The organism is Hyphococcus flavus, from assembly GCF_028748065.1.
Lineage (GTDB): Bacteria > Pseudomonadota > Alphaproteobacteria > Caulobacterales > Parvularculaceae > Hyphococcus > Hyphococcus flavus.
The window spans coordinates 1,476,643-1,503,168 of record NZ_CP118166.1; the positions used below are offsets into that span (position 1 = coordinate 1,476,643).

A 26,526-nucleotide genomic window follows, 5' to 3' on the forward strand; every position below is an offset into this window, starting at 1 on the left:
ATGTCGTTGAAAATCAGACTGGCCCGGGGCGGGGCGAAAAAACGTCCGTTCTATTCGATTGTCGTTGCTGACTCGCGCTCTCCGCGCGACGGCCGCTTTATCGAAAAGATTGGCACCTACAACCCGCTACTCGGCAAAACCGATGAAAATCGCGTTCAGTATGACGCCGAACGCGCCAAGCATTGGCTCGACAAAGGCGCCAAGCCGTCGGATCGCGTTGCGCGCTTCCTGTCGGCGCAAGGCCTTGTAAAATGGGAACACGGCAACAACCCAAACAAAGCGAAGCCGGGCCAGAAGGCGCAGGAACGCGAACAGGAAAAGAAAGACAAGGAAGAAGCCGCCAAGGCCGCAGCCGCTGAAGCCGCCGCCGCACCGGCCGAGGAGGCCCCAGCCGAAGAGCCTGCTGCGGAAGAAGCAAAAGCTGAATAATCGGGCCTTTCAGGCAGTTAATCTTTCGTCGGGAACCCTTACGCTCCTGCATTGTTTGCCCGTCATACCGTTTTTTGACGCGCCCGGACGCGCGGCGTTATGCGCGCGGCGGGCAAACAAAGGAGCTAAGCGATGAAACTTATCGCAACATTTGCCGCTTTGACGTTGATGAGTACGTCTTTATCAGGCTGCCTTTTAGGTGCGGCGGCGGGCGCTGGCGCGATTGGCTATGATGAAGCGACAGAAGGCGACGGCGAATTCGATCCGCTTGAGGAAGCCTACGACGGAGATCCGGACACGAAAGGTCCGCTCGACGACGATGATTAATCAATAGCCGGATTATTTCGGCAACAACTAAAGAGAACGGCCCTGAAGGTTAGCGTCATACGCAGCATCCCTTCAGGGCCGTCTCTTTTTGAAAAGCGTAACTGGCTTGGGCGACTTATCAGTTACGCTTTTCTCCCCCAGCTCTCCCAACCAAAACTCAAACTATTGGGGCTTTCTTGGAACTCTCCTCCGGGCGATGCGCGTCGCGTGGCTTGCGCTTCCGCGCGGCGCGTCGCCGAGAGGAGAGAACCCCGGGATTAATAGCCCTCATTATCAAAGGCGATCATAACCGGTGGCATTGGCAAGCGCGGCTGGAACGGGTCTTCGATGTTCGCAACCTTCTTCGAAACTTCGAATTCAGCTTTCTCAAGCGCTGCGAATTCGACATTCATCTTCGTGTTCTCGGCTGTAGCCGCGAAGTCGTAAGATGAAGGTTCAGTCAGGGGCGCGAAAACATTTTCGATTTTCGCCATGCGGGACTGAACGTTTGCGTCGGCCTGATTAACAACAGCCAGGGTAAAGTTCTGGTTGCGTGCATCGAGATCGGCATTGATTTTTTGCATCAGGGAAGCGCTGTCGAATTGAGCTTCCTGGGCCTGGGCGCCGTTGTGCATGGTTGCTGCTGCGGCGAATGCCAAAACGCTGGCGTAAAAGGTTCGGTTCGTCATTTTCTCTCTCCTCTGGTGGGTCAGAACGTTTCGTCGTCCTGATGTTGTTAACCATAACGAGATCTGAAAAATCCGATGTGATGGGCGTCACAGCTTTGTTTCAGTTCACAAAATTGCCGTTTTTGAGACCAAATTCGCCGTAATTTGAATAAGCTGGCGGGCCCGGTCCGTTTTGGTCCCGATGTTTTCGTGCTGTCAGGCCAATGATTTCAAAGAGATGCGACGAATGACCTTGCTACGCATGCCCGGCCCCGCCTAAGCTTTGGCGAATTTTTTAAACAGCGCCGGCAAGGCGCGAGTAGGGGTTCTTACTGAAATGGAAGTTTTTTACGGGTTCATCGACAACCTCAGCAACTTTATCTGGGGCGGTTATTGGGGGCTAAATCCGGACGGGACGGAGAATAAGATTCTTCCGCTCGCGCCGATGGTGTTCATTCTGTTGGGCAGCGGCCTCTTTTTCATGATCCGGTTAAAAGCGCTTCCGTTGCGCCGATTGGGGCCGGCGTTCGTCAATCTTTTTACCGGCAGCCGCAAATCCAGCACTGATCCGAACGCAAGCGGCGAAATCACGCCGTGGAATGCGTTGTCGACGGCGCTGTCCGGCCAGGTCGGCACTGGCAATCTCGCCGGTGTGGCGACCGCAATCACGCTTGGCGGGCCCGGCGCTATCTTCTGGATGTGGGTGACGGCGTTGTTCGGCATGGCGCTCGCCTTTTCCGAATCAAGTCTTGCAGTGAAATATCGTGAAGAACATCCGGATGGTCATATTCATGGCGGCCCGATGTTTTACATCAAGAACGGTCTGCCGCCCTTCTGGCGATGGCTGGCTGTATTCTTTGCTATCGGTACGATTTTCTCCGCCATCGTTACCGGCAACATGACGCAATCGAATTCGATTGCGACGGCGCTGGCGTCGGAAACGCCGATACCGCAATGGGTTTCGGGGCTTGTGATTGCCGGGCTTGCTTTTGTCGTCATTATCGGCGGCATCAAGTCTATCGGCTCCGTTGCGGGCAAGGTCGTGCCGGCTATGGCGGGCGGATACATCCTCATCGCCATCATCATGCTGATCATGAATATTGAGCATGTGGGCGACAGCTTCCTGATGATTTTCCAGTATGCGTTCGGCCTTGAGCAGGCTGCTGGCGGTCTTGTCGGTTACTCCGTATTGCAGGCGATCCGTTTCGGCGTGGACCGTGGATTGTTCTCAAATGAAGCGGGCCAGGGGTCGACGCCAATTGCTCACGCCGCCGCGAAAACGGATGATCCTGTGCGTCAGGGTGAAATCGCCATGCTTGGCACCTTCATCGACACGATCGTTATCTGCACCATGACGGCGCTCGTTATTTTGTCAGTTCAGGGGCAATTCGCCGCTGAGAATGGTTTCGTCGAGTATGCATGGCAGGGAACGCTGCAAGGCGCGGAAGTGACAACCGCTGTCTTCAGTCAGGGTATACCATATGGCGGCCTCTTCATTGCCATCGCGCTGGCGGTGTTCGCTTTCACCACTATTCTGGGCTGGTCTTACTATATCGAGCAGGCGGTGACCTATCTCGTTGGCGACTGGGCGGCGAAGCCTATGCGTTATGTATGGGTGGTGATGGTGTTCATCGGCGCGCTTCAGGAAATCGACTTTATCTGGAAACTTGGCGGCATCGCCAACGCCTCCATGGCGCTGCCGAACCTGATCGCCATTTTGCTGTTGAGCGGCGTTGTCATCGCCATGGCGAAAGAGAAGGGCCGGCTTTAGGCTTTTTAGGTCAAGCATTTGCGCCCTGAACGCCGCGACGGTTGCAGCGGCGTTCAGGCGCGGGCTATTCTCCATGCGAGATGCGGCAAAGGAGTTTCCGGTGAGATTGGTGCTGGCGTTATTGACGATTGCAGGAACAGCGGTTGCAACTGGCGCCGCGGCTCAGGATGACGACTCTTTAGGCAGTGTTTATGTCCGTGCGAGCGCTGGCTACAGCTTCGTCAGTGATTGGGAACAGGATTTCGCCTATAATCCCGATGCGGTTTTTGCCGTTGCGCCGCCAACCGGCCAAACAATCGACAACACTGACGGCTTTATCTTCGGCGCCGCGCTTGGGTTCGATTATCATGACGGCATCCGCACTGAGCTGGAATACCGCTATGCCGCGACGGAATTCGAGAGCGTCACCCTTGCTGATCCGGTTCTGGGTCCGACCCCTGGCGCGCCGATGAATGATGATATTGCTGGTCATTTTCTGATGACGAATTTTTATTTCGATTTCGCCAATGACTCGCCCTTCACGCCGTTTATTGGCGGCGGCGTCGGCGGCGCATTCATGGAAAACGAAAACGCGCAGCGCGATGCGGTGTTGGCGTATCAGGGCCGAGCAGGATTTTCATTTGCGATCGCTAGCGGTTTTCTTGCTGACCTCGAATATGTTTACACGCGTACGAATGAACTGTCGTTCGGCCCTGACATGGATGACTTTGAACCGGGCGGCCCTGTTGGGCCGAATATCAGCAACGAGCGTTATGAATCGTCTTCAGCGATGATTTCGCTGCGCAAACATTTCTGATCGCTGCGTCATGACAATTGAGCTTTATCTTGCATTTGTCGCCGCGACAGCGCTCCTGGTGTTAACGCCAGGCCCGATGGTTGCTTACATTGTCGCGACGACGCTTTCGCATGGGCTGCGGCATGGATTGATGGCGTTGATCGGTTCAGCCGCCGCGTCGGCCGTGCAGCTTGCAGTTGTGGTGGCGGGGCTTGCGCTGATTTTGACGGCGGCGGGCGAGCTCTTCTTCTGGATCAAATGGGTGGGCGTCGCTTATCTGGTTTATCTCGGGGTGAAGGCCTTGCGCCAACCGAACGATGAGCTGGAGCCAGCATTGGCGCCGCAGCGTTCCGGCCGGCGCACGATTGTCGAGGCCTTTGTTGTCAACCTGACGAACCCCAAAGGGCTCTTATTCCACGGCGCATTTCTGCCGCTCTTTGTCTCGCCTGCTGCGCCAGCGACGCCGCAGCTTGTTCTCCTGGCGGTTACCTTTGTCGTCGTCGCAGCATTGCTGGATGGATGCTGGGCAGTTTTCGCGGCCCGCGTGAAGCCGTGGCTTGCGCGCATTGGCCGCTGGCGCCACCGGATTACCGGCGGCGTCATGCTGGGCGCTGCCGCCGGGCTCGCCCTGGTGCGGAAATAAGCGCTGCTGCTTCATGTTTTTTGATACGATAGATGAAGAATTAAAAAAGCTGCTGCGCCCTGCCAAGGCACATAAATTTTCCACTAATAAAAAGATCCTGCCAGCTTACCGCTATGTCGATGTGCGGAACGCCATAAAGAAAAGTCTTGAAGAGTATAATGTAGAAACGGTTACGTCATCTCACTATGAGGATCTATCGCCATTGCTGACGGGGGAAGCCCCTGCGCACATGCATAGAAAGCTCAACAAGGCATCGAATATTTCATGGAGTATTTCCGAAGACGATGAAGATTATTTTCCAGAAGATCAATTCTGGGTTGGAAAAGCCAGTGACAAGCAAACGGTAATTATCCGCCTGCGTTATTTTGAACATTCGGACAATGCAATTCTTGAATGTGGTTCAGAACAGGAACTGTCCGGGAAAAATCTGATGAAGGCCGTTCTTGAGCGAAGTGTGCGCACATCTATTTATCGCGGAAATACGCTGAGACTCTCATATGAATCGGGCACGCGAGATGAATATGGCGACATCGAAAAACCCTCGCGGTTTCGGGTTCTGTTTCAATCGTTGCCCGCTGTCGATAAAGACGAATTTGTCCTGGAAGCCCAAACACGCGAGACGCTGCAGCGAAATGTAATTGATCTTTTTTCCCGCAAAGACGCGCTCAACGCTTTGAATGTGCCCATAAGACGCGGTATTCTTTTATACGGCCCGCCAGGTACGGGAAAGACATTCTCCTGCCGATTTCTGGCGCAGCAACTAGATAGCGTTACGAAATTTTTTGTTACAGGGCGCGCGCTAAACCAAGTGTCGGCGATCTTCTCAATCGCGCGGTTGTATAAACCGAGCTGTATTTTCCTTGAAGACGCGGACTTGGCATTTGCTGCGCGGGATATAAATGTCGATGCAGGCGGATTGGGTGAGCTTCTCGACCAGCTTGATGGACTTCGAACCGATGATGAAATCGTTGTGATTGTCACGACAAATTCGATGGAACGCCTTGAATCGGCTTTGAAGGATAGACCGGGGCGCATCAGTCAATGCATATATTTTGGGCCGCCTGTGGCTGTTATGCGCGAACGGTATTTGCGTCAGTATTTGGCCGGTTTTGAAACCACGGACTTGGACTTTTCAAAATTAGTTTTCGACAGCGAAGGCTCAACCCAAGCGTTTCTGCGCGAGTGGGTACACAGGGCTCTGCAGATAGGATCCGAAGAAAAGACGAGCCGGTCTCTAAGGTTGACCAACACCGACTTCGACCGCGCTATGGACGAAATGACCCGTGATGCGGATTATTTCGGTCAATCCTTAATCGGATTTACGCCGTCTCGCACATAATTGCTGCAGTTGCTCAGTTTAATTGAACGCGCTAGACCTCGCGCCGAAGATTTCGTTCCGGCGCAATGTTGACGCCGCTTTTCCAGGAGACTTTCCACATGGCCCGCAAAAAAATCGCCCTTATCGGCGCCGGCATGATCGGCGGCACGCTCGCGCACCTCGCCGCGCAAAAGGAACTCGGCGACGTTGTTCTGTTCGATATCGTTGAAGGCATCCCGGAGGGCAAAGGTCTCGACATCGCCGAGTCATCGCCCATCGACGGATACGACTCGCACCTCAAAGGCACCCAAGATTACAAGGATATTGCTGACGCAGATGTCTGCATCGTTACGGCGGGTGTTGCGCGCAAACCCGGCATGAGCCGCGATGATCTTCTCGGCATCAACCTTAAAGTCATGAAGTCTGTGGGCGAGGGCATCAAGACCCATGCGCCAAATGCGTTGGTTATCTGCATCACCAATCCGCTCGACGCTATGGTCTGGGCGCTGCAGAAATTTTCCGGTCTTCCGGAAAACAAGGTCATCGGCATGGCCGGCATCCTGGACTCGGCGCGTTTCCGCTATTTTCTGGCTGAAGAATTCAATGTCTCAGTCGAAAGCGTCACGGCGTTCGTTCTCGGCGGACATGGCGATACCATGGCGCCGCTGGTGCGCTATTCGACGGTCGCCGGCATTCCGCTGCCGGACCTCATCGAGATGGGTTGGACCACGCAAGACCGGATTGACGCAATTGTAGAGAGGACACGCAAAGGCGGCGGAGAGATTGTGGCGTTGTTGAAAACGGGCTCTGCCTACTATGCGCCTGCAGCTTCGGCGATCCAGATGGCGGAAAGCTACCTCAAGGACAAAAAGCTCGTCGTCCCATGCGCGGCGAAACTGTCCGGCCAGTACGGCCTCAACGATCTCTATGTGGGTGTTCCGGTCGTCCTCGGCGCCGATGGGTGCGAGCGCATTGTCGAGGTGAAGTTTACCGAAGAGGAAAAAGCCATGTTCGATAATTCCGTGAGCGCCGTCCGCGAATTGATGGATGCATGCGTGAAATTGGACCCGAGCCTCGGGTAAATCGGTTTCATAATACAGAATTAAGGGCGTCCTTTGGGGCGCCTTTTTTTGTTTTTGCGCTGCTGATTTCGCATTGAGGCAAGCGTTTCGATATGAGCATAAATTAAAGTTCGTACACGGTTGAAACCTACTTGATGGTTAAGAGATTGGTGACGTCATTACGATAATCGTTGTTCCGAAACCGGCAGTGGGTAGCTGCAGCTTATGAGTGACGAGAGTTTGTATGGCGGTGTTTTCATGTATGCGGGCAGGCGCGATTTTGGGAATTGCCAGCCTTGTCATGTTTGCGGTTGATGCGCGCGCGCAAACCAGCGGCAATGTTCAATTTGACGGTCTTATTCTGGACGTGTGCGTCTTGTTGATCACCGGTTCGGGAACGATAGCGCCCAACGCCACTTATACGCAGTTGTCGAGCGAAATTGGCGGCGGGTCCCGAGGCGGCGCAACGGTAACAACGACCAGCACGAATTTTAACCTTGTGGTTGATACGCCGACGGGTTTTTCATCAATGCCCGCCGGCGGCGATGCCAACGTGACCTATAGCGCGCTTTTCAGCGCGACAGGCGTGACGATCCTGAATGATGTTCTTGAGGGCGTATTATCGCCGCTGGGTCTCGGCCTATCGACCGTCAGTGTTGGCGTAACGGCGGATAAATCCGCAGGTGTTTTCCCGGCGGGCGCATACCAGCTTCCGGTGACGGTCCGATGCGAATCTTCTTGATGGCCTGCTCGATCATGTTGTCGGCAAGCGGCGCATTTGCGCAAGCGCTGGCGCCGATGGAAAAGTCTGTCACAACCTATACGGATCGGTTTGCGGTCCAGCTAAAGGCCTACAATCCGTACCCGTCAGCGCAACGGTTTCAAGTGCGCATTTTAAATGAAGACGGCGGCCCGGCGCGTGGCGTCGCTGCGACGGCGCATACTCTCATCGTGCCGCCAAATGATATCGCAGGGTTTTATGTGTGGGGAGAAAGCCCTGTCAGCCGGCATATTGAAGTGTGTTTGACGTCACAATTTTTTGCCACCGGCGAAGGCGCCATGATGCGGGGGGAGGTATGCGGAAAGTACATTATTACGCGGCGATAACATCACTAATGATGGCGTTTGAAATTGAAGCGCAAGCGCAACAACAGAATGTGCAAGGCTATAACCCGGCTTTGGTCGTTCCGTCGCAAAGTTCGGTTTACAACCAGAACAGCGTCTACCTGCCAAGCCCGCCGATCGTGCACGGTCAGGACATTGTTCGCGGCGCATCCGGCATGTCGTGCCAAACGGCTGTGGCGAGTGGCGGGGCTTACCTAGACGTTGGCCTCATCGGTTCCCAGGATGTTTATAATCGCGACACAGCGGCGCTCTACGGGCGTGTTGTGGTGCCGCTCGGGGACCGGCCAGAGCGGCCTGATTGCACCAAGCTCTACAAGCTTGAAATTGCGCGATTGAGCCTCGAGCTAGAAATGCTGCGTATGGGGTTGCCGGCAAACCTGCATGGAGCGCGTCAGACGCCGCCTCAAGGCGTCGCAGCGGTTCAGCCAACTGATGTGTCTGCAGCGCCGTTAATAGTGAATCCAAATTCTGGGGAGAACACCGCCGCGCGATCAATTGACAACATCAATGTCGTAGCGCCGCCGGCACTGAAACCAAAGAAAGAGACCAAACAGCCGCCAGCTCAGCGGCCGCCCATGGGCCCGCTATAAAATCCTTGGGTGTAACGGCGGGACGGATGTGCGGCGCCGGAATAAAAACCTTGCGTCCGCAGGCTCCTGATCCGGCGGAAAGGCGTACGTTCAATTTTGATTTCAATCCGCTTGCTCATAAGCGGTTCGTAATCGGATCCGCCAAGGAGTACATCTTCTTGCGGCGCTGACCCGCCGCGAAAAATATGAACGCCGTTGACATCTTCATAATGCACGCTGCCTGTCATCGCCGTGCGATCACCGGAGCCTGTCGTCAGGATTTTCGATCCGGGATGCGCGTATAAAGGCGAAGTAGAAAAACCAGCTACGCATGATGCAACAATTAATAAACGGCGCATTTTGATTCCCCGGTCTTATAACAACGTTCATGTTGCTAGCGTGGGGATGAGCATGCAAGTCCTATTCATGACGCTGGCATGATGTTCTTTCGCTTTTTGATGCATTTACGCTTTTCGCTTGTGAACGATTGTTGATTTTCGCCTTTTTGACGTATGCGGGCGGATCGCATCAGGATAAAACGCGCCTTATGAAAGTGCTCTATTCCCATCGTACTCAATCTGCAGACGGTCAGTGGGTCCATATTGAGGCGCTGACTCGCGCGCTGGAGGCGCGCGGGCACGAGATTATCATGGCAGGGCCGGCGTCTGCAGGCGCAAAGCAGCTTGATGCAAAGAAGCCGGGCCTTCGCGCACACTTGCCCGGTGCGATTTATGAGTGTGCGGAGTTTGCTTATTCGGCGCGCGGGTATGTCCGGATGGCGAAATGCGCTCAAGCACAAAGTCCGGATGTGCTTTATGAGCGTTATAATCTCCACTACTTTGCGGGCGTCTGGTTGCGGCGGCGAACCGGCGTTCCGCTGATTTTAGAGGTCAACAGCCCGCTTGCCGAAGAACGCAAAGTGCACGGGAATTTAGCGTTCAAAGGATTCGCCCGACGCAATGAGGCTATGATCTGGCGTGCGGCGGATAAAGTCTTGCCGGTGACGAATACGCTTGCCGAATATGTCCGCGCTGCTGGCGTTGCTGAAGAGAACATTGAAGTTATCCAGAATGGTGTGGATCAGGCGTTTCTTGAACACGTCGACCCTTCGCCCGTTCGCGAGCGGTACGGGCTTCAAGGCAAGTTGGTCCTGGGCTTCAGCGGTTTTGTACGCGAATGGCACGGCGTTGATCGCGCCTTGCGATACCTGGCGCAATCGGGAAGAGAAGATTTGCACTTGTTGGTGGTCGGCGATGGTCCCGCCATTGCGCCTTTGCAGTCTCTCGCGCAGGAGCTGGGGGTGGCGCAACAGTTAACCGTGACCGGCGTTGTTCAACGCGATGCGATGCCGACTTATGTGTCCGCTTTTGACATTGCGCTTCAGCCGGCGGTGGTCGAATATGCGTCGCCGCTTAAATTGTTCGAATACATGGCGCTCGGCAAACCTGTTTTGGCCCCGGACGCCCCAAACATCATGGAAGTGCTCAAGGATGGTGAGGACGGCCTGCTTTTTCGCGGCGAGGGATTCGCGGCGGCGCTTGATATGCTGGTGAATAAAGCAGACTTACGGCGTAAGCTTGGCGCAGGCGCGCGTGAGACTATTCAGCGTCAGGATTATACCTGGGCAGGAAACGCCCGGCGCGTGGAAACAATCATGGAAAAACTGGCAAGGCAAAGGCATGACAATCGAAATTGAAACTGAGCGGCTGGTTCTAAGGCCGATGGCTGCCGAAGATGTGGAAAATCACATCGTCATGATGCAGGATCCGGCTGTCGCTGCGAGTTTGACGCCTGACCAAAAACCACGTTCTCGGGCTGAGGAGTGGCGCGCCGCCGCGTCCATTCTGGGACACTGGCAAATCCGCGGCTATGGCTGGTTTTCCGTTTTTGAAAAGAAAACAGGAAATTGGGCAGGCCGGGTCGGCCCATGGTATCCGGAAGGTTGGCCCGGTCTGGAATGCGGCTGGGCGGTGAAATCGGAACATTGGGGAAAAGGCTACGCCCCGGAAGCAGCAATTGCGACAATCCGCTGGACTTTTGATCAGTTCCCTGACCTTCCCAGGATCGTTTCCGTGATCGATCCTGAAAACAGTAATTCCCAGGCGGTGGCGGAAAAAGTCGGTGAGACGAAATCAGGCGAGATTTTTGAGTATTGGAGTTTCAAGCTTGACGTCTGGGCAGCCGACCGGGCAGCATGGCTGGACCGGTTCGGCGGTTAGGTGGTTCCCATTCGGAACATTTTGAGACGCACCTCATTTTTCCTCTTGAATTTTTCCCTGACTTGACGATTTGATTTTATCGCCATCGAGGCAATCGCGGGCAACCTTTGCGTAGGCGGTGGTTGCTGTCGAATGCCTGCGGGTGGCTGATCGCGATGGCGATTGAAACTGAATTTTGCGGGCACGGGCGCCCGATCGCAAAGGCGATCACTTCTAAAATTTGCGCGCATGGGCGCGCAGGGGCAGCCGTCCCCATTTGTCCGGCCTGGAGACCGACATCTCATGATGCTTGTTTCAACACACGTCGCCGCAAGCGACGTCGAAGGCGTGGGCGTTTTCGCCTCTGAACCCATTAAAGCAGGCGCCCTGATCTGGCGATACGATCCAGGCTTTGACCGGCTCGTGCCGTCTTCCTGGCTGCAGGAGCAAACGCCGATGATGCGAGATTTCCTGACGAAGTATGCCTATCCCGCTCATGACCAGCCGGAGATGCTGGTGATTGAAATCGACAATGGCCGGTTCATGAACCATTCCCTGACGCCCAATACGGACTTCACCAAGATCATCGAAGGGTATGCCCTCCGTGACATTGCTGCTGGTGAGGAGCTGATCTGCAATTATTCAGAGTTCGATCCAGGGTTCGAACTGTTGCCATCGGTTGTCGCTGCATTCGCACAGCGAAGAAAAACAAAGGCGAACGGTCTCGCCTCTCACTAGGGTAAATTTTCACGAGAGTTGCCCGAAGGCTTCGTTCACCGCTAAGACGTCGGAACGGAGCCTTTATGCAATTCGAGCCGGTCAATATCATACAAATAGCGATCGCCTCTCCGGCGGCGCTTGCTGGCGTATTCGTCGCGGCCCGTTCGCGTTTTTACGCACTGGGGGCGTTGTTGATCGTTTTCGCAATGCACATGGCGTTTAACGTCATCGAAGAGACAGGGGCGGCGCATATGCCTGTTCTGGTGACGCCGGCGCTGAGCCTGCTCTACGGGCCTTTATTCTTCTTGTTCATTTGCGAACTCATCTTCATAAATCGAAAGCCGAGGGTGCAGGACTTGTTGCATTTGGCCCCTTTCGCGGTCGCTTTGTTTTTGAGTAACGGGCTGCAGCTTGTGCGCTTGATGTCTGCGGTCAGTCTGGTTGCCTATGGCGGGGCTTGCCTTTTCTACATTTGGCGCTTTCATCGCGCCGCGGACGCAACGCGGTCCGATTCCCAAACTATTCGGTTAAACTGGATTGTTGCTGTATTCGCCGTTTTCGCCGGACTGACGGCAATCGATGTCTTGCGAATGATGACCATCGATATGCACCCCGCAGGTTTCCGGCAAATTTTTTACGCCGTGAACTTGCTGGCGGCGGCAGGCTTGTTCGCGGTTATTGTTTATTATGCGTTCAATCGCCCCGCCTATTTCGAAGGGCTGACGGATACGGAATTCCGTTCTGTCCATGCTGGCGGCGCGGTAGGGATAACGCCGCATGAGCGATCTTCATTTGAGCGCCTTGACGAAACGATCAAGCGTCAAGCGCTGTATCGTCGGCCCCATCTGACGCTTTTCGATCTTGCGAATGAGACAGGCATACCGGAACGTGATGTCTCGCGTTTGGTCAATCAGGTCAGCGGCCGTAATTTCTGCGACTATATCAATACATTCCGGGTTCAAGAGGCTGCGCGCCGGCTGACCGCGCCCGAAGATGCCGACACCACGATTCTGACAATCGCCTTTGAGTCAGGTTTCTCCTCAAAATCGACGTTCAACGCAGTTTTCAAACGCGCATATGGTGTGACGCCCTCAACGTTTCGAAAGCCGAGGCAGGATAATTCATGAATTCGGACGTCCGAATTCACGTATTCGGACGACGTTGATGTGCGGATAGGGGCAGGTTCGGAACTTTAGCCTCGCAAGGAGATTGACGTGCAAGCCCAAAAAGTAATGTCAACGGCGGCGATGAGCCTCTGCATCGCTATTGTTCTTAGCGGTTGTGCGACCGCTCAAGATGTCACGAAGCCGGCGGTCCTCACATTCGGCGCATCTGCAGCAGATATGACTGCTGCCTTGGAGACGCACTGCACTGAACAGAATTTGCGGGAAATCAGCCCGCCGTCTATGCCGGGGGTATCAAGCCAAACCCAGATTGACTGCGAAGGGTTTTCCTATTTCGGCGCGCCGAGACTGGCGGAGTTTGTATTCGGTGATGATGCGTTGACGCTGGTCTGGATTTTGACGGAAAAGTCAGAGGAGGAGGCGTTAATTGCCGCCTTCAAGAACGCCTATGGCGCCCCGAGCCATGAGACGACGATGTTCACAGCTTTCGCCGATGACTGCGCTGCAGTGCGAAAAGACGTGCCTGAGGCGCTCTATTACGCACCCGCTGCGTCTGACGGGTTTCAAGCCTGGTTCGATCAGCAGGCGGCTCAGGAATAGGCGCGGCTCAAAGGCTTGACCATGCCGCGCGAAGGCGAAACAACGGGTTTTCGAGATTCAAGAGGACGCGTTCATGAAAACCTTTGTCGCTGCGGCTTTTGTCGCATCTTTGTCAGTTGCCGCCGCTGTAGCGCAATCGCCAGAACTTTCATCGCAACAACAGCGCACTGTCGACCGACTTATCGACCAGGGCCTCGAAGATGATGTCGGCTGGGAGCTACTTGAAAGCCTGACGACTGAAATTGGCCCCCGTCTAGGGGGTTCGCCGGATGAGGCCCGCGCCAGAGAGTGGGGTGCGCGAAAACTTAAACAGCTCGGTTTCAAAAATGTTCGCATAGAAACATTTGAAATGCCGTATTGGGAACGTGTTACCGAGACGGCTGAAATCGTTTCACCATACCCGCAAGAATTAAAGATAACAGCGCTCGGCAATTCAGTTGCGACGCCTGAGGGCGGAGTTGCTGCGGAAGTCGTACGATTTAGGACCCTCCTTGATCTGCAGGATGCGCCGCTTGAGGGGTATGAAGGAAAGATTATTTTTGTCGATGAAGTCATGTCGCGCACGCAGGATGGGTCCGGCTATGGCTGGGCGGTGGCAAAACGTTCCGGCGCGGCGAATGAAGCAGCAAAACGAGGCGCCGTGGCGGCGATCATCCGGTCTGCTGGAACCAGCCACGGCCGAACGCCGCACACAGGCAATATGCGGTATAGCGATGACGTTAGTCCGGTGCCGATTGCGGCGCTCTCAAATCCGGATGCTGATCTGCTCGGGCTCGCCATGAAGCGAGCCGATGGTCCCGTCACTGTCAGCGTCGATATTTCGGTTCATACAAAAACGGTTGTGGAGTCAGGCAACGTGATCGGAGAAATCCCCGGCAAAAGCGATGAGATCATCCTTATTGGCGGCCATCTCGATAGTTGGGACCTTGGCACTGGCGCCGTTGACGACGGCGCGGGCATCGCCATTACGACCGCCGCCGCAAAACTCATCGACGATTTGCCGGGAAAGCCGAACCGCACGATCCGCGTTATCATGTGGGGTTCTGAGGAAGTGGGGCTTCTCGGCGCTTTCGCTTATGCAGAGGCTCATGCCGACGAACTTGACCGTCATTTGCTTGCTTCCGAATCCGACTTTGGCGCCGGCAAGGTCTGGCAGTTCCGCACCGGCTTCGCCGAAGAGCATTTGCCGAAAGCGCAAGTTTATCAAAAGGCGTTGCGCCGGCTCGGGATCGGGCCCGGAAATAACCAGGCTGGCGGTGGTCCGGATGTAACGCCGCTGCGCCGCGCTGGCGTTCCCGTGTTCCGTCTTTATCAGGATGGCAGCGATTATTTCGATCTCCACCACACGATGGAAGACACGCTCGACAAAGTTGACCCGGAAGCGCTCCGTCAAAATATCGCCGCGTGGGCGGCGACAGTTTATGTCGCTTCGGAACTTGAGGGCGACTATCGGGCGTCTGAAAGCGAGTAGCATCCTGCGGGGCTTTGCATAACCGTCATGTTCGCAGTCTAGTCTTGGCGAAAAGCAGGAGGGCAAGGTGATGGTGAAGATGAACTTGTTGATGTTAGGGGCTGCGTCGATTGGATTAGCGGCGTGTGCGTCAACTCACCAACAGCAGGTAGATGGCGGCAACGATTCCTTTAAGGGCGATCGATATCTTTCGATAGCGCCTGAAGAGCCACAGGGTTGGATCCAAGCAGTTCCGATGCCGTCCGCGCCTTTGGATCAATCTAAAACCTTGACCCGCATCGTCTTCGCGTCCTGCGCGCAACAAAACGAAGACCAGTCCATCTGGGATCAGATCGCATCAGAGAACCCGGACTTGACGCTCTATATCGGCGACAATGTTTACGGCGATGTTCGTTCAAACGACCTGTCATTGCCGGAACTGAAAGCAGCCTATATGCGGCTTGCACAGTCTGAGCCCTTTTCGCGCGTTCGCGCCGCAGCGCCCATGCTCACCACATGGGACGATCATGATTACGGCATGAACGACGCTGGCGGCGAATACGAATACAAGGAATCTGCTGAAGCCCTGTTCGAGTATGTCTGGGCTGTGCCTGACGATGATCCGCGCCGCTCGCGCCCTGGCATATATGGTTCATGGATAGTCGGCGAAGATAGCAAGCGCGTGCAGATCATTATGCTCGATACGCGCTTTTTCCGCTCAAAGCTGAAACCGACTGACGAGCGCGGCGCGCCGGGAAAGGAACGTTATATTCCGGACAGCGATCCAGCGAAAACGATGCTTGGTGAGGAGCAATGGGCGTGGCTTGCAGAGGAATTGCAAAAGCCTGCAGACCTGCGTCTTCTTGTTTCATCCGTACAGGTCATTGCCGATGGGCATGGCTGGGAAGCATGGAAGATGCTCCCCGCCGAACGCGCGCGGCTTTACAAGCTGATTGCCGAAACGGATGCGAACGGCGTTATCATGCTCACCGGCGACCGCCACTCGGCGGCGCTCTACCGGAAAGAGGGCGTCAACGATTACCCGCTGTTTGAGGCGACCTCGTCGTCACTCAACCTGCCCTTGCGCGCATGGCTTGATCCAAACGAGCCCTATGAGCAGGAACCCGGGCCGAACCGTCTCGGCGATATGATCATTGATGCAAATTACGGCCTTGTTGAAATCGACTGGGCCGCCGGCGACGTCGAGGTGACTATTCGCGGCGAGAACGGAGAAACCTTGCAAGGCGAGGTGGTCGCCCTGGAGAGCTTGCGCTAGACAATCCATTCAAACGCCAAAGGAGCGGAGAATGGACGGCGACGCTAGGCTGACGCAGAAATCGTGGACTCGAGACGAAGTAGAAGCGTTGTTGGCGCTGCCTTTCGCGGATCTGATCTTTCGTGCTGCAAAAATTCACCGTCAAAATTTCAACCCGAACGAGGTTCAGGCATCGCGGCTGCTGTCTATTAAAACCGGCGGCTGTCCGGAAGATTGCGGTTACTGCAGCCAGTCGGCGCACTTCAAAACCGGCCTGAAAGCCTCAAAGTTGATGGAAAAGGAAGCCGTCATTGCTGAGGCAAAGCGCGCCAAGGCCGAAGGCGCCTCCCGGTTTTGCATGGGCGCTGCATGGCGCTCACCCAAAGACAAGGACATGGAAGCGCTTTGCGACATGGTCGCGGAAGTAAAATCGCTTGGGCTTGAAACCTGCATGACGCTAGGCATGCTGAGCGAAGAACAAGCCAGCCGGCTTAGTGAAGCCGGGCTCGATTATTACAACCACAATATCGATACGTCGCCGGAATACTATGAACAAGTGATCACGACACGGACATTTAAGGACCGTATCGACACGCTGGAGACGGTGCGTCGTTCAGGCATGAAAGTCTGTTGCGGCGGCATTGTCGGGATGGGCGAAAAAATCGAAGACCGCGCAGGATTTCTTCTCGCGCTGGCGAATATGACGCCGCCGCCTGAATCCGTGCCGATCAACGCGCTGATGCCGATCAAGGGTACGCCGTTAAGTGACTCCCAACCAGTTTCGGGGCTGGAGTTCGCCAGACTCATTGCTGTTGCGCGCATTTTGATGCCGAAATCCTTTGTGCGCCTATCGGCTGGGCGCGAAAACATGAGCGAAGAAACGCAAGCCTTGTGCTTTCTCGCCGGCGCCAATTCGATCTTCGTCGGGGATGAGCTATTAACGACCAATAATCCGGGTCAGGACAAAGATGCAAAATTGTTTGAGGATCTTGGTGTAAAGCTGATCTGAATGATCAAACTTTAACAATATCAATATAAGTCAGCCGCCAGTCGATGACGGCTTCGCCATCTTCCTCGCTGACATCGATACCGTATTGCTGTAATGCGTCGATAACGCGTTTTGGTTCATCCAGTTGAAGGCCGAACAAGGCAATGCAAAACCTGCCCGCGTCATCCTTGGACGAAAAGCGCCATGGCGTTGCTACCGTTTTGTGACGTGTGATCTGATACGGAATATAAAAAGCATCGCCCTTTGGCGGGAGATAATGCCCGGCATGGCCTGTCGGCGTGTGGGCGCCGACAAACCCGTCTAAAAAGGCGCCTACCGGTGATTCAACATCGACATCGGCGAGGTGGAGAACGCCGCCGGGGCGTAATGCGGCAAGCGCGCGATCGATAGCGCGAGCGTGATCATGAAAGTGGTGTGTTGCAGCGAGGGTGACCACATGATCGGCAAGGGGCGCCTCCCAGTCGCCAGACCAGTTGACGAGCATGGCGTCCTTTGAGAACCCCGGCGTGATCTCGCGCGGAAAATAACGTATGTATTCGGGCAGGTATTCTAAAAGATACGCGCCGCCTGCCGGAATATCGATGATGACATCGCTTTCAGTAAATTGCGTGGCTGCGAATACGGCCTCAAATTCAGCACGACGCGCATGTGGGAACGCCCGCATGGCGGCGTGATAAGACCCGCCGCGTTTATCGAATATTTCTTTGTATTCGGGGTTCAACGCACTGCTCTCATGTATGCAATATCTGAACGCTAGAGTTCAGATGGGCATGAAGCAAGAAATGGCAACTGCGACTAATCCGCTTCTGCTGCGCGCTTAAGATTGGCGAGGCCTTGTTCGTAGGTAGGGCTTAACAGCGGTGTGGTTAGATAACCCATGTAGGTAGCGATCGGCTGCAGGTAGAAAGGCACGTTCTCGCGTTTTTGCGCATGGTATGTCCATGTGACTTTGGTGCGGCCATCAGCGAGTGGTGAAAGCGAAAACGCGGCGTCCGCCTCGCCCATGGGGCCAAGATCGAGTCTTGTCACAACATGGCCGGGCGCTGCTAAAGCGACAATCTCATGCCGGCTGCCTGCCAGTTCCGGATACCCGCCATGCCAGATCATCTGCTGGCCAATGCCGCCTTCAACGGCGACATTCTCCGTTGGCTGATCAACCTCCGACCATGGAGACCAGGCTTCCCATTCGTGAAAATCGCTGATCAGCGAATAAACGTCTTCGACGGGGGCGTCGACGATGATTTCGCGCTGAAACTGGGTCCGATCAGGCAGCGTATAGCCGAGCAGGAAAAGCGCGGCGACAAAGCCTATGAGACCGCCTAGCAGCTTGTTCAACATAACCTCGTCCCCCTGACGACAGTTCTGAGAAAAGGTTAACAGGCCGGGGCGGAGCTGTCATCTTCGCTGGTGCAAAAAGAAACGGGGCCCAACAGGCCCCGTTAGAACTGGCAACAAGTGCGGCAGATTTACTTGGCTCTGCTGCGATCCACCTTTTCTGCGATACGGGCGGATTTTCCGCGGCGTTCGCGCAGATAGTAAAGTTTCGCGCGGCGTACCTTGCCGCGGCGTACAACTTCAATGGAATCCACCAGTGGTGAATAGACTGGAAATACGCGCTCAACGCCTTCGCCGAAAGAAATCTTGCGAACGGTAAAGCTCTCATTGAGGCCGCCGCCGTTTTTCGCGATGCAGACGCCTTCGAACGCCTGAATTCGCTCACGGTCGCCTTCTTTCACTTTGACGTTGACCTTGACTGTGTCGCCTGCGGCGAACTCCGGCACGGTCTTGCCAAGTTCTTCCATGTGCTCTTTTTCGAGCTGCTCGATGATGTTCATCGTTTCGGTTCCTTGTTGTTGTCGCGCCGGATAGGACCGTTAGATGAAAACCCCTCGAAAAGGTCCGGTCGTCGCGTCCGCGTTATTTCTTCCGCCATTTTTTGCCGCCATTCGGCGATTTTCTTGTGATCGCCTGAAAGCAGCACATCCGGGATCGCCCGGCCTTCAAATTCTCTCGGGCGCGTGTACTGGGGGTATTCCAGCAACCCGTCCTCAAAGCTTTCTTCCCCAAGGGATGAAGCCGAGCCCAATACCCCCGGAATGAGCCGGACGCAAGCCTCGATCAGGGCCATGGCGGCGATTTCGCCGCCTGCCAGCACAAAATCCCCGATTGAGACTTCTTCGACGCCCCTAGCCTCGAAAATCCGTTCGTCGATGCCCTCAAACCTGCCGCACAGGGCGATCAGCCCGGGTCCCTGTGACAGCGACCTTGCGCGTGCCTGAGTTAGCGGCTTTCCCCGGGGCGAAAGGCAGAGAATTGGCCGGTCGTTTCGGGGTGCACTATCAATAGCCGCCGCCAGAATATCGGCCCGCATGACCAGCCCTGCACCGCCGCCTGCCGGTGTATCGTCTACCGACCCGTACTTGTTGTCGGAAAAGTCCCGAATATTGACCGTGTCGAGCGTCCAGTGGCCGTCCGCTGCGCCGCGCCCAAGGATCGACGCGTTGAGCGGACCGGGAAAGAGTTCCGGATAGAGGGTCAAAACGGTTGCGCGCCACATGGACGGTCAAATCGCACGATGGCGGTATGGGCGCAAGAAGTCGTGGTGACGGAGAACGCGCCGGTAGCGGGCTTAGGCTGCTGTCTGTGCGGCTGGACGGGTCAGCCGCCAAAGTCGCCGGCGTCTTGCAGCTTTTACGGATGAAGATTTAGACCTCAACTTGATGTGGCCGCCAGCGATCAATAAGCCGGTGATTAAAACCGCGAGACCCAGCCGGTCCAAAAATTCGGGGCGTGCGTGCTCGCGGTTCGCAACCTTGAGTGAATCCGGAAGGCGTGACGATGTTGTGTGGGCTGAATAACTGGCCATGGAGCTCGACTTTCATCACCGCAAAAGATCAGCATCGATCACATATACGACTGGCAGAGTTCCAGACTCGCATAACGCTTACATGACACTTCCGCGTCTCTTTTTTGAAATGCCGCAATCAGTGCGGAAATGTCATGAAACTTTCATCGCGCGCCGGGTTATTTATAGTTTTGATGCAAGATGCTTCCTGGCAATGGTGATGCGGCGTGCGGCAAGCGCGATTTCAGGAACCGCGTCTTTGGTAAACGCGACAAGCCTGACGCCCTTCACGCCGGGTATATTTGCAAGTTCAAGAATATCGTCAGCGCCAAAATTATAAACGGCTTTGATGACGCCCAGCTCTTCGCCGAGTTCGTCAACGGCGTTAAGACCGATTAGGTCTTCCATGTAGAATTCGTCTTCATCTGGCGGCGGCAAAGCGTCACGAAAGACGTACAGCTTGACGCCTTTGAGGCTTTCTGCATCTTCGCGCGATTGAATTTCCGGCGCGCGAACCAGGACGATGGCGTTATTCAGTTCCTTTAAGATCGTCAGCGTGAATTGCCGTGAGCCATCTTCTGTTTCGACAGGGCCATACGTTGCGACACTCTTCGGCATATCTGTAAAAGATTTGATTTTCGCATCGCCTTTAACGCCGTGCGCGCCGGCAAAGGCGCCGAGGCAAATTCGGCGATCGGCGGAACGGCTTGTCATGGCAGTATTTCGTTGGTGCTGTTTTCGCCAATAGCAAACAGCTTGCCCTGTTCTGTCCAGAGAACGATCATTAGGCTGATAATTCCCAGGATAGCAAAGCCCAATATGATTGGCATAGTTGTGCCGTCATAGAATTGCCCGATCAATCCGCCAAGAAAGCCGGCGATTGTGGTTCCGGCAAAACCATTTGCCGCCGCGGCCGGACCTGCGTTGTCGCCTTGCGGTTCCATTGCAAGCGCCATGCAATTCGGGCCAATCAATCCAAGGGCGAAAAAAGAGATCATCATGAATGACATAAAGAATATGAAGGTCTCACCAGCGGTCGAGGCGATCGCCAGGTGGATGACATTCACGATGATGAATGTCAGCAAAGCGGCGTGTGTCAGCTTGCGCATGCCAACCCTCGATACTAATCGAGCGTTAATCAACGTGGCGGCGCCAAGTGATGCGGCGACAAAAGCAAAGGCGATCGCGAAGTTGTTCCCGAGATCGAATGTCTCAAGAAACACTTGCTCTGATGTTGAGATATATCCGAAAAGCGCGCCAAAACACAGCGCCGACGTCAGCGTGTAGCCGATGGAAACCCGGTTCCGGAGAAACGCCAGATAGGCAGACATTATCGGGCCCGCCTTTAGCGGCTTGCGTTTTTCCGGCGCCAGAGTTTCTGGCAGCCGCCAGCCTGTCCAGACGGCCAGGAGAACGCCGTACAAAAGCAGGGCGACAAAAATCCCGCGCCATGGGGCAGCGAACAATATGAGTTGACCAAAGCTTGGCGCCAGAATGGGGGCCGCCATGAAAATGGTGATGGCGAGCGACATGACCTCAGCCATGCGTCGGCCCGCGCATTGGTCCCGAACAGAGGCCATCACCGAAACGCGCGTCGCGGCCGTGGCGACGCCTTGAAACGCCCGAGCTGCTAGAAGCAAGGTGAAAGATGACGCGATGATGCTAAGCAACGAACCGGCAACGTAACCGGCAAGCGACAGCATCAGGACCCGCTTGCGGCCAAAACGATCGACAATCGGACCGAAAAAAAGCTGCGCGATGCCATTTCCAAGAACATAAACGATGATGATCAGTTGACGGTCATTGTCACGCGCGGCGCCAAGCTCATCGCCGATGGTGCCGAGCGCCGGAAGCATCATATCGATGGCAAGCGCGTTCAGCGCCATCACCGCTGCGGTGATGGCGACAAGTTCCGCAAATGGAAGACGCAATGATGGTTCAGCTTGGCCGGTCATTGGCTTCGGTTACGCCCGGCGCCGCCTTTTTGCAACCGCTCAGGGATAGGACATCTCAATGAATCCCGATAGGGTCGCAGGAAACAGCAAAAACAATATTCAAAGCTGCCGGAGGAAGAAGATGGCGAACGCAAAAACGCAAGATAGCAATGGCGGCGAAGCGAATGCACAAGCCTATTGGCGAGAGAATGTCAAACTTCTATGCGGGCTTCTTGCTGTCTGGTTCGCCGTATCGTTTGGCGCAGGGATATTATTCGTAGATGCGCTGAACGCGATTAAAATTGGCGGGTTCAAGCTTGGCTTCTGGTTCGCGCAGCAGGGCTCCATCATCGTTTTTGTCGTTTTGATCTTCATTTACGCCGCGCGCATGCGCGTCATTGAAAAGCGTTTCGGCGTCAGCGATGAGGATCAGTGATGGACGCGCAGCTTCTCACTTATCTTTTTGTTGGCGTATCTTTTGCGCTTTACATCGGTATTGCCATCTGGTCGCGCGCCGGGTCTACGTCTGAGTTTTATATCGCCGGCGGACATGTGCACCCCATCGCCAATGGCATGGCGACGGCGGCTGACTGGATGAGCGCCGCCTCTTTTATCTCCATGGCGGGGATTATTGCATTCGCCGGTTATGACGCGAGCGTTTACCTGATGGGGTGGACTGGCGGCTATGTCTTGCTTGCTTTGCTGCTGGCACCGTATTTGCGCAAGTTCGGGCAATTCACGGTTCCGGATTTTATCGGCGAGCGGTATTATTCAAAAACAGCGCGTATCGTCGCCGTCATTTGCCTGATCGTTGTTTCATTCACTTACATCGCCGGTCAAATGCGCGGCGTTGGCGTTGTTTTCTCGCGCTTCCTTGAAATGCCCATTGAATGGGGCGTCATTACCGGCATGGGCGTTGTTTTTTTCTACGCCGTGCTTGGCGGCATGAAGGGCATCACCTACACGCAAGTGGCCCAGTATTGCGTCCTAATTTTTGCTTATCTCGTCCCGGCGGTTTTCATTTCCATTTTGATCACCGGCAATCCGATTCCACAGTTAGGATTGGGATCCGATGTCTCAGGAGACGCTGTTTCAGTTCTTGAAAAACTTGATGGCGCGCTGGTTGATTTAGGATTCACAGCGTTTACCGCCGGGACCAAATCCACGATAGACGTTTTCGCTATCACGCTCGCGCTGATGGTCGGCACAGCGGGCTTGCCGCATGTGATCGTAAGATTCTTTACGGTCCCGAAAGTTTCCGATGCAAGAAAGTCCGCTGGTTACGCGCTCGTTTTCATCGCGCTGCTTTATACGACTGCGCCTGCGGTGGGCGCTTTCGCGCGCCTCAACTTCATCGATAGCGTCAACGAGAAATCTTACGCCGACGCGCCTGGCTGGGTGAAAAGCTGGGAGGATATCGGCCTAATCGCCTGGACCGACAAGAACAATGACGGCGTCATCCAGTATCGCAGCGGCGATGCTTTTGAAGGGCGCCCTGCCTTTTCAGAAATGCGCGGTGCAAGCGGTGAAAGGCTGCTGGCCAATGCGAACACTGATAGTGGAAACGAGATTTTCGTTGATCGCGATATCATGGTGCTCGCCAACCCTGAAATCGCGCAGCTGCCGGCCTGGGTGATTGCACTGGTCGCGGCCGGCGGCGTAGCGGCGGCGCTATCGACGGCGGCGGGGCTGTTGCTGGTGATCTCGACGGCGATTAGCCACGATCTGTTGAAGCGAACCTTCCGCCCACAGATTACGGAAAAAACAGAACTGATGGCGGCGCGCGGGGCCGCTGCGGCCGCCATTCTGGTTGCGGGCTATCTTGGCATTAATCCGCCGGGCTTCGTGGCGCAGGTGGTTGCGCTTGCCTTTGGCCTAGCGGCTGCATCTCTCTTTCCTGCGATCTTGATGGGCATCTTCTTTAAAGGGATCAACCGCGAGGGCGCCGTTGCCGGCATGATCGTTGGGCTGGTGTTTACGCTGTCTTACATTGTCTATTTCAAATCGCCGTGGTTTGGCGCCGTGAATGACGCTGACCATTGGCTATTCGGTATTTCGCCGGAAGGAATCGGCGCGGTCGGCATGGCGTTGAATGTTGTGACGGCTGTCATCACGGCGCGGTTCACGTCAGCGACCCCGCAATCCGTCAAAGCGATGGTTGATGACATCAGAACGCCTGCGGCGCGCGCCAATTAGGCGCCGACGTTAGTCATCCGCGCTTTCGCCTATTGCTTCGAGCGCCTGACGGCGATCATGGTCGGAGTCTATTGTTTCCGCCGAGGCTTTATAAGCGGCCATTAACGAAGGTGCTTGCATGGCGGCGCTGGCAAATGCTTCAAGGGCCCGCCGGTGATCGTGATCTGACTCAATTTCACGGGTGATATTAATAAGCCGGGCGATGGTTCCGTGTGAGAGGTCGCGCGTCTCGCCGGTTTCTTCCAGCGCCACGCGCTTGTCGTGATCGGACTCCATGGCTGAGAACGCCTTAAGCCAGGCATCAGTCGTAACATCGTCAGTCAAAAACCGTACCGAGTCAGAAAGCAACAGTCGTAAATCATGATCGCTTTCGATTTGCTCTGCAGCAGCGGTTAAGATGCGTGCGGCGCCAGCGGACGATAGTGATTGGCTCTCCAACAGTTCTTCGCTGGCGCGGCGGAAATCATGATCGCCCTCAATGCTTTCCAGAAGATCCAAAATCAGCGGCGTGGTTGAATCGTCGAGTTCCTGATCGGCGAATATCTCCACCAGCCGCCGAAGATCGTAATCACTATCGACCTTTCGGGCGGTTGCGATCATCATAGGCAGTTCTGAAGCGGGAACAGCCTCATTCTCGAACACCGCGTCGATCGCGCGACGTATGTCATGATCGCTTTCCATCTCCGATATGATGGCCATCAACGATCTAATGTCTTCTGGAGAAAGATCCGCCTGCTCTGTCAGGGCTGATATATAACGCTGGCGCGCATGATCGCCGTAGAGAAGTTTCATCTCGTCCAGCACAGCCGCTGCAGTGCCGTTACGCATCAGGATGGATACGCGTTCGTCGGCTTTAACGCCGCTGGCGCGCAGGAACGCTAACAGTATTTCCTGAACAGCGTCGTCTGTAGCGGCGCCTTCGTCTTGTTTGACGTGATCTCGGTAAAAGACGCGCTCAACCGTATCGCCATCATCTTCAAAGACGGCGCGCTCAGTCGTATCGTCAATTTTGCGTGTAATTTCGAGGCGCTTATCGACGCTCGCGATATCCGTGCCGTCGTCACTCAGTTCGTAATCACCGCGCCATGATGCTTCTATGGTAAGGTCATCATCACGTAGCATGAACTCGCCGCGGTCGCCGCTGACGATATGGCGCACCCCTTCACCGTCTTCGATATCGAAACTGACATTCGTGTCCTTGTCTCCAAACGCGATGCCGTAAAGAACGGCGATCATAAGGGCGCCGCCGACAAGAATGCTTAAGGATCTGAGGCTGTTCATGGGCTTGTTCCTGTTTTGGCCCGAAATTATAAAAGAGATAGTAATTCGCCGGCGCCCGAAAAGCCATCGCCGAAAAGTAGTTATTCCTCTGGGTTTTCCGTCGCAGCGGCAAGGTAATCGGGCGTGCGCATTTCCATCAGCCGAGAGGCTGTGCGCTCGAATTCGAATGCGCCATGGCCTTCGGTGTAGAGTTGATCCGGCTCTCCATCCGCCGAACAGACCAGCTTTACTTTCGCATCGTAGATCGTATCGACAAGAGTGGAAAACCGCTTTGCCTCGTTTCTTTTGTCCGCCCCCATGGTTGGTATCCGGTCTATGTAAAGCGCATGATAGCGCCGGATCAGGGCGAGATAATCCGACGCGCCAAGGGGCTGTTCGCACAGGGCGGAAAAGTCGAAACGCGCGGCGCCACGCGCGGCGCGTGGTGCCTTTAGCGTCCGCCCCTTTACAGAAATAGTTTCGGGATGTTCATGCGCGCCGCTGATCATATTTTTCCATGAAGCATCCATGGCGTTGTCCGCGTCAGCACCGAGCGGCTGATAATAAACAGGCGCCTGTTTCAGCTTTGCCAGCCGGTAATCGTGCACAGCCTTGAGTTCCAGTATGTCAAACCGAGATTTCATTAGATCAATGAAGGGTAAGAATAATTGACGGTTAAGGCCGTCTTTATAAAGATCATCAGGATGGCGGTTGGATGTCGCCACAGCGACGACGCCATTTTCAAACAGCGCAGTAAAGAGCCGCCCTAAAATCATGGCGTCTGCGATATCGGTGACGTGAAATTCGTCGAAACATAACAGTAACGCGTCCTGCGCTATATCATGAGCAACAGGCGGCATGGGGTCATCTGGGCTGTCCCGGTTGAAAGCGCGGTGCTTTTTCTTCTCGCCCATGTCTGATGCGCGCCAGGCGGCGATCCGCTCATGTATCTCCGCCATGAATTCATGAAAGTGGACGCGGCGCTTTTTTTCGAAGCATGTGTTGTTATAAAATATGTCCATCAACAGGGTTTTGCCGCGACCAACACCGCCCCACAGGTAAATCCCTTGAGGTGTCTTTTGTGATTTCGAAAACCAGCTTTGTTTAGGGCCGCGATAATTCTGTAAAGCTTCTGACAGCGCATGCAGCCGCTCCGCCGCTTCCTCCTGCGCTGGATCGGATTCAAGGGCGCGTGTCTCAACGAGCTCTAGATATCGTGGAAATGGCCCCTTCATTGGCGTACGCTATAAGCTGTTTGCGCCATGACGTC

The 26,526-nt window shown here is 55.1% G+C and carries 30 protein-coding genes; 20 read left to right on the forward strand and 10 right to left on the reverse strand.

Going from position 1 to position 26,526, the window contains the following annotated elements; all coding sequences use genetic code 11:
• Both rpsP and PUV54_RS07180 read left to right on the forward strand, forming a co-directional pair.
• A complete protein-coding gene (rpsP, locus tag PUV54_RS16665) occupies window positions 1–429 on the forward strand; it encodes a 30S ribosomal protein S16 (protein WP_420797924.1) in 429 nt (142 codons plus the stop codon).
• A gap of 132 nt (window positions 430–561) precedes the next feature.
• Window positions 562–756 carry a hypothetical protein gene (locus tag PUV54_RS07180; protein ID WP_274494934.1) on the forward strand — a complete coding sequence of 65 codons (195 nt, stop codon included), beginning with the start codon at window positions 562–564 and terminating at the stop codon, window positions 754–756.
• Window positions 757–1,013: 257 nt separating this feature from the next.
• Here the strand turns inward: PUV54_RS07180 and PUV54_RS07185 are convergent, their stop codons facing one another.
• On the reverse strand, window positions 1,014–1,424 hold the full coding sequence (locus PUV54_RS07185) for a hypothetical protein (RefSeq protein WP_274494935.1): 411 nt from the start codon (window positions 1,422–1,424) through the stop codon (window positions 1,014–1,016).
• A 316-nt stretch (window positions 1,425–1,740) separates the two neighbouring features.
• Here PUV54_RS07185 and PUV54_RS07190 point away from each other — a divergent pair, with 316 nt between their 5' ends.
• The 8 genes from PUV54_RS07190 (at window position 1,741) to PUV54_RS07225 (ending at window position 8,686) form a co-directional block, all read left to right on the forward strand.
• Window positions 1,741–3,174 carry an alanine/glycine:cation symporter family protein gene (locus PUV54_RS07190; RefSeq protein WP_274494936.1) on the forward strand — a complete coding sequence of 478 codons (1,434 nt, stop codon included), beginning with the start codon at window positions 1,741–1,743 and terminating at the stop codon, window positions 3,172–3,174.
• A 100-nt stretch (window positions 3,175–3,274) separates the two neighbouring features.
• Window positions 3,275–3,970, forward strand: coding sequence for an outer membrane protein (locus PUV54_RS07195; protein WP_274494937.1), 696 nt, complete (start codon window positions 3,275–3,277; stop codon window positions 3,968–3,970).
• A 10-nt stretch (window positions 3,971–3,980) separates the two neighbouring features.
• Window positions 3,981–4,592 carry a LysE family translocator gene (locus tag PUV54_RS07200; RefSeq protein WP_274494938.1) on the forward strand — a complete coding sequence of 204 codons (612 nt, stop codon included), beginning with the start codon at window positions 3,981–3,983 and terminating at the stop codon, window positions 4,590–4,592.
• 13 nt (window positions 4,593–4,605) lie between these two features.
• Window positions 4,606–5,931 (forward strand): ATP-binding protein, encoded by a 1,326-nt coding sequence (locus PUV54_RS07205; RefSeq protein ID WP_274494939.1) that lies wholly within the window; start codon window positions 4,606–4,608, stop codon window positions 5,929–5,931.
• A 98-nt stretch (window positions 5,932–6,029) separates the two neighbouring features.
• Entirely contained in the window at window positions 6,030–6,992 is a 963-nt protein-coding gene (gene mdh / locus PUV54_RS07210; RefSeq protein WP_274494940.1) for a malate dehydrogenase, read from the forward strand.
• Between the two features lie 223 nt (window positions 6,993–7,215).
• Window positions 7,216–7,713, forward strand: coding sequence for a hypothetical protein (locus PUV54_RS07215; protein ID WP_274494941.1), 498 nt, complete (start codon window positions 7,216–7,218; stop codon window positions 7,711–7,713).
• On the forward strand, window positions 7,698–8,078 hold the full coding sequence (locus PUV54_RS07220) for a hypothetical protein (protein ID WP_274494942.1): 381 nt from the start codon (window positions 7,698–7,700) through the stop codon (window positions 8,076–8,078). Before PUV54_RS07215 ends, PUV54_RS07220 begins: the two co-directional genes overlap by 16 nt.
• Window positions 8,048–8,686 (forward strand): hypothetical protein, encoded by a 639-nt coding sequence (locus PUV54_RS07225; protein ID WP_274494943.1) that lies wholly within the window; start codon window positions 8,048–8,050, stop codon window positions 8,684–8,686. The genes PUV54_RS07220 and PUV54_RS07225 overlap by 31 nt, the downstream gene beginning before the upstream one ends.
• Here the strand turns inward: PUV54_RS07225 and PUV54_RS07230 are convergent.
• Complete coding sequence (locus PUV54_RS07230; protein ID WP_274494944.1) at window positions 8,659–9,024, reverse strand: hypothetical protein; 366 nt, start codon at window positions 9,022–9,024, stop codon at window positions 8,659–8,661. The two genes, PUV54_RS07225 and PUV54_RS07230, sit on opposite strands and share 28 nt — an antisense overlap.
• 188 nt (window positions 9,025–9,212) lie before the next feature.
• Here PUV54_RS07230 and PUV54_RS07235 point away from each other — a divergent pair, with 188 nt between their 5' ends.
• From PUV54_RS07235 to bioB, 8 genes are all read left to right on the forward strand, one after another.
• Window positions 9,213–10,361, forward strand: coding sequence for a glycosyltransferase family 4 protein (locus tag PUV54_RS07235; RefSeq protein ID WP_274494945.1), 1,149 nt, complete (start codon window positions 9,213–9,215; stop codon window positions 10,359–10,361).
• The gene (locus tag PUV54_RS07240; RefSeq protein WP_274494946.1) at window positions 10,345–10,884 is read left to right on the forward strand and encodes a GNAT family N-acetyltransferase; all 540 of its coding nucleotides are present in this window, start codon (window positions 10,345–10,347) and stop codon (window positions 10,882–10,884) included. The genes PUV54_RS07235 and PUV54_RS07240 overlap by 17 nt, the downstream gene beginning before the upstream one ends.
• A 282-nt stretch (window positions 10,885–11,166) precedes the next feature.
• Window positions 11,167–11,601 (forward strand): SET domain-containing protein, encoded by a 435-nt coding sequence (locus PUV54_RS07245; RefSeq protein WP_274494947.1) that lies wholly within the window; start codon window positions 11,167–11,169, stop codon window positions 11,599–11,601.
• 65 nt (window positions 11,602–11,666) lie between these two features.
• Entirely contained in the window at window positions 11,667–12,710 is a 1,044-nt protein-coding gene (locus PUV54_RS07250; protein WP_274494948.1) for an AraC family transcriptional regulator, read from the forward strand.
• 87 nt (window positions 12,711–12,797) lie between these two features.
• Window positions 12,798–13,307 (forward strand): hypothetical protein, encoded by a 510-nt coding sequence (locus PUV54_RS07255; protein ID WP_274494949.1) that lies wholly within the window; start codon window positions 12,798–12,800, stop codon window positions 13,305–13,307.
• 73 nt (window positions 13,308–13,380) lie between these two features.
• Window positions 13,381–14,778 carry a M20/M25/M40 family metallo-hydrolase gene (locus tag PUV54_RS07260; protein ID WP_274494950.1) on the forward strand — a complete coding sequence of 466 codons (1,398 nt, stop codon included), beginning with the start codon at window positions 13,381–13,383 and terminating at the stop codon, window positions 14,776–14,778.
• A 70-nt stretch (window positions 14,779–14,848) separates the two neighbouring features.
• Window positions 14,849–16,033, forward strand: a complete 1,185-nt coding sequence (locus PUV54_RS07265) for an alkaline phosphatase D family protein (RefSeq protein WP_274494951.1) — start codon at window positions 14,849–14,851, stop codon at window positions 16,031–16,033.
• 31 nt (window positions 16,034–16,064) lie between these two features.
• Window positions 16,065–17,021: a biotin synthase BioB gene (gene bioB, locus PUV54_RS07270; RefSeq protein ID WP_274494952.1), complete on the forward strand. Its 957-nt coding sequence runs from the start codon at window positions 16,065–16,067 to the stop codon at window positions 17,019–17,021.
• A gap of 4 nt (window positions 17,022–17,025) precedes the next feature.
• On the opposite strand, the gene PUV54_RS07275 is transcribed toward bioB, so the two are convergent.
• From PUV54_RS07275 to PUV54_RS07300, 6 genes are all read right to left on the reverse strand, one after another.
• Window positions 17,026–17,742, reverse strand: coding sequence for a class I SAM-dependent methyltransferase (locus tag PUV54_RS07275; protein WP_274494953.1), 717 nt, complete (start codon window positions 17,740–17,742; stop codon window positions 17,026–17,028).
• A 74-nt stretch (window positions 17,743–17,816) separates the two neighbouring features.
• Window positions 17,817–18,359: an SRPBCC family protein gene (locus PUV54_RS07280; RefSeq protein WP_274494954.1), complete on the reverse strand. Its 543-nt coding sequence runs from the start codon at window positions 18,357–18,359 to the stop codon at window positions 17,817–17,819.
• 128 nt (window positions 18,360–18,487) lie between these two features.
• On the reverse strand, window positions 18,488–18,856 hold the full coding sequence (gene rplS, locus PUV54_RS07285) for a 50S ribosomal protein L19 (RefSeq protein ID WP_274494955.1): 369 nt from the start codon (window positions 18,854–18,856) through the stop codon (window positions 18,488–18,490).
• The gene (trmD, locus tag PUV54_RS07290) at window positions 18,853–19,578 is read right to left on the reverse strand and encodes a tRNA (guanosine(37)-N1)-methyltransferase TrmD (RefSeq protein ID WP_274494956.1); all 726 of its coding nucleotides are present in this window, start codon (window positions 19,576–19,578) and stop codon (window positions 18,853–18,855) included. Before trmD ends, rplS begins: the two co-directional genes overlap by 4 nt.
• A 471-nt stretch (window positions 19,579–20,049) precedes the next feature.
• Window positions 20,050–20,580: a ribosome maturation factor RimM gene (gene rimM / locus PUV54_RS07295; RefSeq protein WP_274494957.1), complete on the reverse strand. Its 531-nt coding sequence runs from the start codon at window positions 20,578–20,580 to the stop codon at window positions 20,050–20,052.
• Window positions 20,577–21,821 (reverse strand): multidrug effflux MFS transporter, encoded by a 1,245-nt coding sequence (locus PUV54_RS07300; protein ID WP_274494958.1) that lies wholly within the window; start codon window positions 21,819–21,821, stop codon window positions 20,577–20,579. The genes rimM and PUV54_RS07300 overlap by 4 nt, the downstream gene beginning before the upstream one ends.
• Before the next feature lie 121 nt (window positions 21,822–21,942).
• On the opposite strand from PUV54_RS07300, the gene PUV54_RS07305 reads away from it, so the two are divergent.
• The gene (locus PUV54_RS07305) at window positions 21,943–22,236 is read left to right on the forward strand and encodes a DUF4212 domain-containing protein (RefSeq protein ID WP_274494959.1); all 294 of its coding nucleotides are present in this window, start codon (window positions 21,943–21,945) and stop codon (window positions 22,234–22,236) included.
• Entirely contained in the window at window positions 22,236–23,996 is a 1,761-nt protein-coding gene (locus tag PUV54_RS07310; protein WP_274494960.1) for a sodium:solute symporter family protein, read from the forward strand. Before PUV54_RS07305 ends, PUV54_RS07310 begins: the two co-directional genes overlap by 1 nt.
• A gap of 9 nt (window positions 23,997–24,005) precedes the next feature.
• On the opposite strand, the gene PUV54_RS07315 is transcribed toward PUV54_RS07310, so the two are convergent.
• Complete coding sequence (locus PUV54_RS07315; protein WP_274494961.1) at window positions 24,006–25,277, reverse strand: hypothetical protein; 1,272 nt, start codon at window positions 25,275–25,277, stop codon at window positions 24,006–24,008.
• A gap of 80 nt (window positions 25,278–25,357) precedes the next feature.
• Window positions 25,358–26,491 carry a cell division protein ZapE gene (gene zapE, locus PUV54_RS07320; RefSeq protein WP_274494963.1) on the reverse strand — a complete coding sequence of 378 codons (1,134 nt, stop codon included), beginning with the start codon at window positions 26,489–26,491 and terminating at the stop codon, window positions 25,358–25,360.
• Window positions 26,492–26,526: the final 35 nt, after the last annotated feature.

Excerpts from the sequence above, each read along its gene's own strand:
- rpsP (WP_420797924.1), top strand. The coding sequence starts at position 1 with ATGTCGTTGAAAATCAGACTGGCCCGGGGCGGGGCGAAAAAACGTCCG.
- PUV54_RS07180 (WP_274494934.1), top strand. The coding sequence starts at position 562 with ATGAAACTTATCGCAACATTTGCCGCTTTGACGTTGATGAGTACGTCT.
- PUV54_RS07185 (WP_274494935.1), bottom strand. The coding sequence starts at position 1,424 with ATGACGAACCGAACCTTTTACGCCAGCGTTTTGGCATTCGCCGCAGCA.
- PUV54_RS07190 (WP_274494936.1), top strand. The coding sequence starts at position 1,741 with ATGGAAGTTTTTTACGGGTTCATCGACAACCTCAGCAACTTTATCTGG.
- PUV54_RS07200 (WP_274494938.1), top strand. The coding sequence starts at position 3,981 with ATGACAATTGAGCTTTATCTTGCATTTGTCGCCGCGACAGCGCTCCTG.
- PUV54_RS07205 (WP_274494939.1), top strand. The coding sequence starts at position 4,606 with ATGTTTTTTGATACGATAGATGAAGAATTAAAAAAGCTGCTGCGCCCT.
- mdh (WP_274494940.1), top strand. The coding sequence starts at position 6,030 with ATGGCCCGCAAAAAAATCGCCCTTATCGGCGCCGGCATGATCGGCGGC.
- PUV54_RS07215 (WP_274494941.1), top strand. The coding sequence starts at position 7,216 with ATGGCGGTGTTTTCATGTATGCGGGCAGGCGCGATTTTGGGAATTGCC.
- PUV54_RS07220 (WP_274494942.1), top strand. The coding sequence starts at position 7,698 with ATGCGAATCTTCTTGATGGCCTGCTCGATCATGTTGTCGGCAAGCGGC.
- PUV54_RS07225 (WP_274494943.1), top strand. The coding sequence starts at position 8,048 with ATGCGGAAAGTACATTATTACGCGGCGATAACATCACTAATGATGGCG.
- PUV54_RS07230 (WP_274494944.1), bottom strand. The coding sequence starts at position 9,024 with ATGCGCCGTTTATTAATTGTTGCATCATGCGTAGCTGGTTTTTCTACT.
- PUV54_RS07235 (WP_274494945.1), top strand. The coding sequence starts at position 9,213 with ATGAAAGTGCTCTATTCCCATCGTACTCAATCTGCAGACGGTCAGTGG.
- PUV54_RS07240 (WP_274494946.1), top strand. The coding sequence starts at position 10,345 with ATGACAATCGAAATTGAAACTGAGCGGCTGGTTCTAAGGCCGATGGCT.
- PUV54_RS07245 (WP_274494947.1), top strand. The coding sequence starts at position 11,167 with ATGATGCTTGTTTCAACACACGTCGCCGCAAGCGACGTCGAAGGCGTG.
- PUV54_RS07250 (WP_274494948.1), top strand. The coding sequence starts at position 11,667 with ATGCAATTCGAGCCGGTCAATATCATACAAATAGCGATCGCCTCTCCG.
- PUV54_RS07260 (WP_274494950.1), top strand. The coding sequence starts at position 13,381 with ATGAAAACCTTTGTCGCTGCGGCTTTTGTCGCATCTTTGTCAGTTGCC.
- PUV54_RS07265 (WP_274494951.1), top strand. The coding sequence starts at position 14,849 with ATGGTGAAGATGAACTTGTTGATGTTAGGGGCTGCGTCGATTGGATTA.
- bioB (WP_274494952.1), top strand. The coding sequence starts at position 16,065 with ATGGACGGCGACGCTAGGCTGACGCAGAAATCGTGGACTCGAGACGAA.
- PUV54_RS07280 (WP_274494954.1), bottom strand. The coding sequence starts at position 18,359 with ATGTTGAACAAGCTGCTAGGCGGTCTCATAGGCTTTGTCGCCGCGCTT.
- rplS (WP_274494955.1), bottom strand. The coding sequence starts at position 18,856 with ATGAACATCATCGAGCAGCTCGAAAAAGAGCACATGGAAGAACTTGGC.
- trmD (WP_274494956.1), bottom strand. The coding sequence starts at position 19,578 with ATGTGGCGCGCAACCGTTTTGACCCTCTATCCGGAACTCTTTCCCGGT.
- rimM (WP_274494957.1), bottom strand. The coding sequence starts at position 20,580 with ATGACAAGCCGTTCCGCCGATCGCCGAATTTGCCTCGGCGCCTTTGCC.
- PUV54_RS07300 (WP_274494958.1), bottom strand. The coding sequence starts at position 21,821 with ATGACCGGCCAAGCTGAACCATCATTGCGTCTTCCATTTGCGGAACTT.
- PUV54_RS07305 (WP_274494959.1), top strand. The coding sequence starts at position 21,943 with ATGGCGAACGCAAAAACGCAAGATAGCAATGGCGGCGAAGCGAATGCA.
- PUV54_RS07310 (WP_274494960.1), top strand. The coding sequence starts at position 22,236 with ATGGACGCGCAGCTTCTCACTTATCTTTTTGTTGGCGTATCTTTTGCG.
- PUV54_RS07315 (WP_274494961.1), bottom strand. The coding sequence starts at position 25,277 with ATGAACAGCCTCAGATCCTTAAGCATTCTTGTCGGCGGCGCCCTTATG.
- zapE (WP_274494963.1), bottom strand. The coding sequence starts at position 26,491 with ATGAAGGGGCCATTTCCACGATATCTAGAGCTCGTTGAGACACGCGCC.